This is a genomic window from Sphingomonas sp. LH128 (genome assembly GCF_000293195.2).
Classification (GTDB): domain Bacteria; phylum Pseudomonadota; class Alphaproteobacteria; order Sphingomonadales; family Sphingomonadaceae; genus Novosphingobium; species Novosphingobium resinovorum_A.
The window spans coordinates 1-5,006 of record NZ_ALVC01000393.1; the positions used below are offsets into that span (position 1 = coordinate 1).

General features: G+C 60.4%; 11 protein-coding genes. 9 read left to right on the top strand and 2 right to left on the bottom strand.

Features of this window, described 5'->3' with window-relative positions:
- Positions 1–65: 65 nt before the first annotated feature.
- From LH128_RS26080 to LH128_RS26095, 5 genes are all read left to right on the top strand, one after another.
- Entirely contained in the window at positions 66–293 is a 228-nt protein-coding gene (locus LH128_RS26080) for a hypothetical protein (protein ID WP_008832689.1), read from the top strand.
- Complete coding sequence (locus LH128_RS26085; protein ID WP_008832690.1) at positions 268–1,257, top strand: hypothetical protein; 990 nt, start codon at positions 268–270, stop codon at positions 1,255–1,257. The genes LH128_RS26080 and LH128_RS26085 overlap by 26 nt, the downstream gene beginning before the upstream one ends.
- A 17-nt stretch (positions 1,258–1,274) precedes the next feature.
- Positions 1,275–1,643 carry a DUF3768 domain-containing protein gene (locus LH128_RS26090; protein ID WP_008832691.1) on the top strand — a complete coding sequence of 123 codons (369 nt, stop codon included), beginning with the start codon at positions 1,275–1,277 and terminating at the stop codon, positions 1,641–1,643.
- A 72-nt stretch (positions 1,644–1,715) separates the two neighbouring features.
- On the top strand, positions 1,716–2,012 hold the full coding sequence (locus tag LH128_RS32535; RefSeq protein ID WP_008832692.1) for a type II toxin-antitoxin system RelE/ParE family toxin: 297 nt from the start codon (positions 1,716–1,718) through the stop codon (positions 2,010–2,012).
- Positions 2,013–2,016: 4 nt separating this feature from the next.
- The gene (locus LH128_RS26095) at positions 2,017–2,313 is read left to right on the top strand and encodes an addiction module antidote protein (RefSeq protein ID WP_008832693.1); all 297 of its coding nucleotides are present in this window, start codon (positions 2,017–2,019) and stop codon (positions 2,311–2,313) included.
- Between the two features lie 123 nt (positions 2,314–2,436).
- Here LH128_RS26095 and LH128_RS34785 read toward each other — a convergent pair whose 3' ends face one another.
- Positions 2,437–2,568 carry a hypothetical protein gene (locus tag LH128_RS34785; protein WP_268957481.1) on the bottom strand — a complete coding sequence of 44 codons (132 nt, stop codon included), beginning with the start codon at positions 2,566–2,568 and terminating at the stop codon, positions 2,437–2,439.
- Between the two features lie 195 nt (positions 2,569–2,763).
- Between LH128_RS34785 and LH128_RS26100 the strand changes: the two genes are divergently transcribed.
- From LH128_RS26100 to LH128_RS26115, 4 genes are all read left to right on the top strand, one after another.
- The gene (locus LH128_RS26100) at positions 2,764–3,216 is read left to right on the top strand and encodes a hypothetical protein (protein ID WP_008832694.1); all 453 of its coding nucleotides are present in this window, start codon (positions 2,764–2,766) and stop codon (positions 3,214–3,216) included.
- Positions 3,217–3,292: 76 nt separating this feature from the next.
- Complete coding sequence (locus LH128_RS26105) at positions 3,293–3,829, top strand: hypothetical protein (protein ID WP_008832695.1); 537 nt, start codon at positions 3,293–3,295, stop codon at positions 3,827–3,829.
- The gene (locus tag LH128_RS26110) at positions 3,826–4,377 is read left to right on the top strand and encodes a hypothetical protein (RefSeq protein WP_008832696.1); all 552 of its coding nucleotides are present in this window, start codon (positions 3,826–3,828) and stop codon (positions 4,375–4,377) included. Before LH128_RS26105 ends, LH128_RS26110 begins: the two co-directional genes overlap by 4 nt.
- Positions 4,378–4,569: 192 nt before the next feature.
- Positions 4,570–4,764: a hypothetical protein gene (locus LH128_RS26115; RefSeq protein ID WP_008832697.1), complete on the top strand. Its 195-nt coding sequence runs from the start codon at positions 4,570–4,572 to the stop codon at positions 4,762–4,764.
- A gap of 4 nt (positions 4,765–4,768) precedes the next feature.
- Here LH128_RS26115 and LH128_RS33810 read toward each other — a convergent pair whose 3' ends face one another.
- The gene (locus LH128_RS33810; RefSeq protein ID WP_172705180.1) at positions 4,769–4,921 is read right to left on the bottom strand and encodes a hypothetical protein; all 153 of its coding nucleotides are present in this window, start codon (positions 4,919–4,921) and stop codon (positions 4,769–4,771) included.
- Between the last annotated feature and the right edge of the window lie 85 nt (positions 4,922–5,006).

Below are 5,006 nucleotides of genomic sequence, written 5' to 3' on the forward strand. Positions count from 1 at the left end.
GCGAAAGGGAAGGGGGAGGGGTGAAGGCGAAGGCAAGGATTTTCCGCGCCAGCAGGAGATGCAGCATGTGCCCCAAAACTCAGCCGACTGCCGCCCCGAACGCCAACGAAGGCATCAAACTCGTCCTCTGGTCCGACGGAACCTGGTGCTGGCATGACGACTTCCGCGAGGAAGACTGGACCTTCATGTCCGACGATTACGAAGTGATCGACATGGGGGACATGCCGCGCGTCGAACGGTTTGCCCGCGAGGATGCGCAGCTTTGCGATGATGTTCTCGAAGAACTGCGCTGAGAGCGGGAACGTGGGAGGCCGCGTCCCGGACTATCTCCTGCCGCCTCGGGCCCCGAACGTCCTCGCCTACGGCGTCGGTGTCGATTCCACCGCACTTCTGGTCGAACTGGAAGCGCGCGGCGAAAAGCCCGACCTTGTCATCACCGCCGATACGGGCGTCGAGAAACCGGCCACTTACGAGTACCTCGACGTCATCCGGCCATGGATGGCCGCACGAGGCATCCCGTTCGAAATCGTGCGCTATCAACCGCGCCGCTTCAAACACTGGCCGCCTTACTACTCTCTGCTCGAAATGGCGCTCACGAACGCTACGCTGCCCAGCAAATCGCTCGGCGGTTCAAGCTGTTCGCTGAAATATAAGAAATCTCCACAGGACGCCTTCCTGAAGACATGGCAGCCGGCGGTCGACGCATGGGCGAGGGACCAGAAAGTGACGCGGCTGATCGGCTTCGATGCCGGCAAGCGCGACACGCTGCGCTACACCCACGCGGTCAAGATTGACGATCCGCTCTACGACTATCGCTACCCGCTGCGCGAATGGGGCATGGACCGCGAAGCCTGCGAACGGCGGATCGCCGCCGCTGGCCTCCCGGTTCCGCCTAAATCGAGCTGCTGGTTCTGCATCGGAATGACCCCGCCAGAGGTTCGAGACCTGCCGGTATGGTGCCTTCGCCTGATCGTTCTTGTCGAAGCCCGCGCCGCGCCCCGGCTGCACACGGTCGAAGGTCTCTGGCGCAAATCCACGCGAGCGAGGCCGGGGCGAATGACGGATTTCATCCGCCACGAACGGCTTTTGCCCGCCGAGGACATCGACCAGATCATCAGCGAAGCCCCGCTCGACCTGATCCGATTTCAGGACGTCGCCGCATCGATCCCCGTCAACGAGCGCCCGACCATGCGCAGCTGGATCGAGCGCTTCAACGCTGCGGTGCCCGCATCGCAGCGTCCCCGTCTCGCCGCCTGACCCACAGGAGAATTGCCATGTCCCTCGCAACTGCCACCGCCGGCATGTCCGAACGGGAAATCATCGCCCGTCTCAACGATCGCTGCCGCCATGGCCTCGATCGCACCGGACGGATCGTCATTACCCGCACCTGCCTTGGCACCTTCGCCAAGAACACCATGGCCGAGCTTGTCGCCCAAGCCGAGATCCTCGCCGAAGTCCGCAAGTTCACATATCCCAACGACGACAGGACCGAGCGGGAGCGTGGCCAGATCGAATACCGGGGAACAACCGTCTATTTCCAGATCGACGCCTACGACGCCGATCTGAAATGGGGTTCGCCTGACCCCACTGATGCCAGCGTCACGCGCCGCGTCATGACAATCATGGTGCGCGAAGATCTATAGCTTTCACTACCCACGGGCCGCATATTGTCAGCCAGAGTTGACAACACGGAGCCTGTCAACTAGGGTTATCAGATGATCGAGATGATCCAGTCTAACACCTTCAACCAATGGTTGGCTGGTTTGCGCGATTCAAATGCGAAAGCCCGGATACAAGTCCGTCTGCGTCGATTGAGCCTTGGAAATGCAGGCGATGTTAAACCCGTAGGGGACGGAATATCCGAACTTCGTATCGATTATGGGCCGGGCTATCGCGTGTATTATATGAAGCGCGGGCCAATCCTAATTGTCCTGCTTTGTGGTGGTGACAAGAGCAGTCAGGCTCGCGACATAGCGCAGGCCAAATCAATTGCGGCCGCATGGAAGGAATGAAACCATGGACGTGACTTTTAGCCGTTACGATCCCGCCGACTTCCTCAAGACTGAAGAGGACATTGCGGCATATCTGCAAGCCGCTGCGGAAGATGGCGATACCGCTTTGATCGCAGCAGCTCTTGGGGACGTGGTACGTGCTCGCAATATTAGCAAGCTGTCCCGCGATACCGGGCTTAGTCGGGAGGGTATCTACAAGGCCCTGTCGGGTGAAGGAAATCCGAGTTTCGCGACTATCGGCAAGATTGCCGGCGCGTTGGGGCTGCGCATCAGTTTCCAACCCAACCAAACGACGATCTAATCCGAGAGGCGGTGCCGGGCGGTCGCGTTTACCCGGCACCTGCCAGCGCCTCTAACACCAATACGGTCTTGTTCAAGTCGCCGGGCTGTTGCTGCGACAAATCGTCATAATCCTAACGGACTTCTACAGATCGATATTGCGCCGCTCGATTTCATCGAGAACGGCCTGTTCAAAATCGGTCAGGTTTTCACCGTCTTCGACTTTGTCCCAGGCATCGACCAACTCTTTGTCGGTCATCTGTTCGGGCTCCATCATCCGCGCTCCTTCGATACTGGAAGCGCGATGATCTCACGCGCCAGCCTTGCGGGCAACACCCCGAAACGGCGGCGCGATAATAAGAATTATGTTAAATATCAACATCTTAGAGCGATTGCCGTTCTAGGGCCACACCCGCTGTAGGTCAATCCTGGCCGCGAAAGCAGCACTTCAATCAGCCTCGAGGAGAAACCAATGCGTGAGCAATCTCGCAGCGATGAAGATTTGGGCTTCCGATATCTGCGAATGGCGCTCGAATACGGCCGTGCCACGCGCGCATTGCTGGACGGGAACCAGTGTGAAGCGCCTTTCTGGCAGAGCGTGGGTCACGCCCTGGAGCTGTCGTTGAAATCGCTGCTCAAAAAGCACGGCTTCGACGAGATGGACCTCATGCATTTCATCAGTCACGATCTTTATGGGGCTGAGCGGTCCTACCTCAGGCAGTGCCCGGATTCCCAACTGATCTCGGCCGACGCATCACGGCTGATCCGTCATCTGTCGGATTACCATGCCCGTTTGGATTTCCGGTATCCCTGCCTTTTCCCGGTCGCCTCGCTGCCCGACCCGGCCGATGCTGAACGGGCGCTCGCTGCACATCTAACTGCGGTGGCCGGCCATTTCGGGGTCACAACCCATGACCGAAGCTAGCAAAGCGCTTCGCGCTGGGGGCATGCGATACAATCGCAAACTCGCTACAGTGTCTCCCGAAGAGTTCGCCGAGCTTATGGCGATCGTCTATTCCGAACCTACGCCAGCTCGCGCCCTCACCCCTGATGACCACTGGCGCCGAGCCTATCAGCTCGAACAGCAAAGCAAGCGCGTCCTCGGCTCCCAGGCGGACTTGTTCAGCGGGCGAACCATCACCCACTACCGGCGGCACCGGCCTGCGGCAGAGGTCGAGACACCGGCCATGGAAACGATCGAAGCAAAGCTCGATCGCATCGCGGACGATCCCCTTGCCACCTTCGGGCCGGAACGGGCAGATCGCCCCGCCTACCTCTCAAGGGACGACAAAGCCGCGATTCTGCAGGGCGCAGCAAACTGGCTTCGGGTGCGCCAACGGGTCCGCATCGTCGATGCTCCGGGAGCCGTAGATCCCGCGTATGGACCACACCTTTTCCTCGGCCGCGAAGGCGTCATCTGGAGATTGTGCAACGGCACCTTCGCTGACCACTGTTATGTCTTCCTCGACCCTGTCGGTGCAGAGCGCACCGCCAAGATCCGGATGGTCGAGGTTCGCGACATCGAGCCGATCACATGAGCGCGCGGCAACCCGACCTGTTTCACGGCGACAAGCAACCACCTCGATCGGCGCCGCCGCTGCGCGCATATCGCAAGGCCGATAAATCGACGCCCGCCGCGTTCGCCTGGGAAAGCATGGCTTCATGGGTCCGCCACATGCACCGCCTCTTCGCGATCGAGAGCCCGAGCAGCGATCATTACGCGCGCGTGCGCACCACCGCACGCGAACTGACGGTCGAGCGCATCCGTCAATGCCGGCACGCCGATGATCTCACGCGCTGCGAAGCCATGCTTGTTCATGCCGATTCCGGTTGGCTCTACGGCCTCGATCGCGCCTTCACCCGCGCTGAGCGCGGTGAACGCCTCGTCGAAGTCCGAAACCGCATCGTGTTGCTGGGCCTCGGCCGCATGGAGCCCAAACCGAAAGGACCACGCCTCGATCCCATGCGTCTGCCCGACGCCGTACTTCTACGCCTGATCCAGACACATGCCGATCCACGCCTGGTCGAGCAGCTGCGCGCCGAGCGCCAGCGCCGCCTCGATGCAATAACGGGGCCGAAACCGTAGCAGCGGCTTCGACCCCGTCGATTGAATGAGACCCATGCATTACCGTGGATCAGCCGTAGCAACGCCTCAACGTCAATTCCGGCTGCAAGCACGATACATCGCAATGGGTCAATTTAAGATGAACGAACCTGCATGGCTCGTTCCCGCGCATTGCGCACATCACCCGAAGGACATCACCCGAAGGACAAACCTATGACTATCTCGTCTCTATCAGCCCGCCGCCGCCATCTCACCTCGTTCGAGAAGTGCTATGCCGTCGCCTGTCAGCTTCGCGACACTACCGGCGCCGACCAGTTCGTCGTGCGCACCGACAACCCCTTGCAACCCTTCCGCGTCTCACGGCATCAGCCGATCGAGCCGGAAACCATCCTCGCGCTCGTAGCCTGAGCGCTCAATTCCAGACCGTCTTGTCCGCCACCAGTTCGGCGGGCGTCTTGCCCACGACCAGATTGCGTGCCGCTACATGCAGCACATCTGCCCCCGATTCACGCACGGCCCGCGCCATGTACCCACGCCGGTTGGCAAGGATGGCGAGCCAGCGCATGTCCTTAACCGCTGTTATTCACCGGAGTGCTCGAGAGGGTTGGCGGGAGTAGCGTAAGGCACTGTTCTGAAGTAGGAATTGGCTG